General features: G+C 33.0%; 3 protein-coding genes. All 3 read right to left on the reverse strand.

Annotation, left to right across the window (positions count from 1 at the left end; genetic code table 11):
• Positions 1-444: 444 nt before the first annotated feature.
• The 3 genes from AC1DSB_RS18505 to AC1DSB_RS18515 are packed head-to-tail and all read right to left on the reverse strand — an operon-like array spanning position 445 to position 1785.
• A complete protein-coding gene (locus AC1DSB_RS18505; RefSeq protein WP_477587330.1) occupies positions 445-972 on the reverse strand; it encodes a permease in 528 nt (175 codons plus the stop codon).
• Complete coding sequence (locus AC1DSB_RS18510) at positions 969-1451, reverse strand: hypothetical protein (protein WP_477532304.1); 483 nt, start codon at positions 1449-1451, stop codon at positions 969-971. The genes AC1DSB_RS18505 and AC1DSB_RS18510 overlap by 4 nt, the downstream gene beginning before the upstream one ends.
• Positions 1444-1785, reverse strand: a complete 342-nt coding sequence (locus tag AC1DSB_RS18515; protein WP_016429466.1) for a PadR family transcriptional regulator — start codon at positions 1783-1785, stop codon at positions 1444-1446. Before AC1DSB_RS18515 ends, AC1DSB_RS18510 begins: the two co-directional genes overlap by 8 nt.
• Positions 1786-2041 lie beyond the last annotated feature (256 nt).

The following is a 2041-nucleotide window of genomic DNA, read 5'->3' on the forward strand; positions in this document are numbered from 1 at the left end:
CAACTCATACACCAAACGCCTTCTTCCGAATCTAAATAATATCCCGTACTTTCCCGTTGCACATTACACAATTGTCTTTATGACTTTCATTACGATGTCTCCTCCTGATTCTTCTGTATATGTCAACACTTCAATAAGTCTTGTTCAACTAACGGATGCTTTAGTTGAATAAGAAAAAAGAAAAAAGCTAACGTCTGAGAAAAGACGTTAGCTTTCAGTATTTACAGGTATGCTCCGCATGTACCGTTTTAACGCAAATAACCCACCATTCCTATAATGCCAAAAACCCTTGATATATAAGGGTTTTTGGCGTTTTTTGTTTAGGTGTTAAGGTTATAGAAAGAAGGATTAACGTATTTTTTGTTGAACTTATTGAACTAAAGGGGCTCCTGTGTGTAGCAAAAGAATCTGGAATTGAGGGATTAAAGACTTATTGATCTAAATCTAAACTTCTTTAGTTATATCACAATTTAACAATTGTCGATGGTCATAAAATTTCTCGAAAATAATACCCATTAAATAGAAAAATAATAAACCAAAACATATGTGAATGAGTGTAAATTTAACTCCAAATGAAGCAAATTCATATATAATAACTGGTAATTTTGCGGTTGTCCAAACTCCTAAAAAAAATACAATGTACCGTATGCCTGCCCCTTTTTTTAATAAAAGTGCCGCAATTGGAAAAGCTACGTAGAGGGGACCAGCTGCAATTACTCCTAATAATAGGGAGAACAAAATGCCATAGATGCCGGATTTTTCTCCCATATATTTAATTAGTGTTTCTTTCTCCACCCATTTGTCAAGCAAGCCTACGAATATTAAGACAGGAGGGAGTAGAATCAGCATATCTAAAATGCTTTTTCCTGTTAATTGAAATGCATTCCATCCCACGGATTGGTTTATAAAAGTAAGGATAATTAGCCCAGATAATAAAATCAAAAAGAAACGATATCTTTTTAATATATTCATACCATCACCAGCCAAATAATATATGAAAATATTAGAGACATTAACAATGCAGATGCGTTGCGAGAATAGGCGAAGCTACGTCCAAATATCTTTTGCTCCATAGGTAAAGTTGTGATTCCTACGGACATTAATGTAGACATTAATACAGCTACTTGAGGGAGTCCTGCACCATTTTGGACTAACGTATGTCCAAGAGGAAATACAACAAAGCTAGGAACTAGTGCAATAGATCCAATTAATGTCGAATAAATAATACCTATCAATCCAGATTTTTCTCCAAGGATTGAAGAAATTAAGGATGGAGTTAAAATAGATAGTGATAGTCCAACAAAAAGCATAATTGATAACATGTCAGGTATAATATTACGAAAGGTTTTCAATGACTTTAATAGAGCATCTTTTGTTTTATTTCGATCTTTTATAAAAGAAATGCTGATAAGAATAATAGCTATACCGTAAAGGATAGCACCATTAATCATGATTAGACTCCCTCCATTTTTTGTATTTATTTAAGAAAAATGATAAATTCTTAATTTTTTCTTCGATATCTATTTGAAAATCTTCTAATTTTCTTTTTCCAACTGTAGTAATTTTGTACATTTTCATCGGCTTATCTTGATTAGATGTGTCCAAATAAGACTCAACAGCACCTTCTTTCTCTAATGTTTTTAATGTGCGATATAAGATGGCACTATCTATTGGATTGAGGGGAAGCTCTTCTTCACATTTCTGCAGAAGTCTCCCGCCATAGCTATCACCCTCTGTTAAAAACAGCAAAAGAAATGCACCTGTATGTCTCCCTGTATGTTTCATGAAATTATAACCTCCTAATATAAATCTGAAATTTTTTCCAGCAACTTTTACTGTTAATAACAGTATACTGTCATCAACAGTAATATGTTACCGAAAGTACGTTCTTTTTTTAAAAAAATTTAGAGGTCTTCCATAAGTTTTTTAACTTAATGGTGACCTCTTTTTTCATGTCTTTCGTAACGTGCAAAAAGATAATTTTTGTTGCGTCGCTTTGTGACATGGCCATTTTCCATAAAAAGCTTTCGGTACCATCTAG

It is taken from the genome of Paenisporosarcina sp. P4_E4_2, from assembly GCF_056401595.1.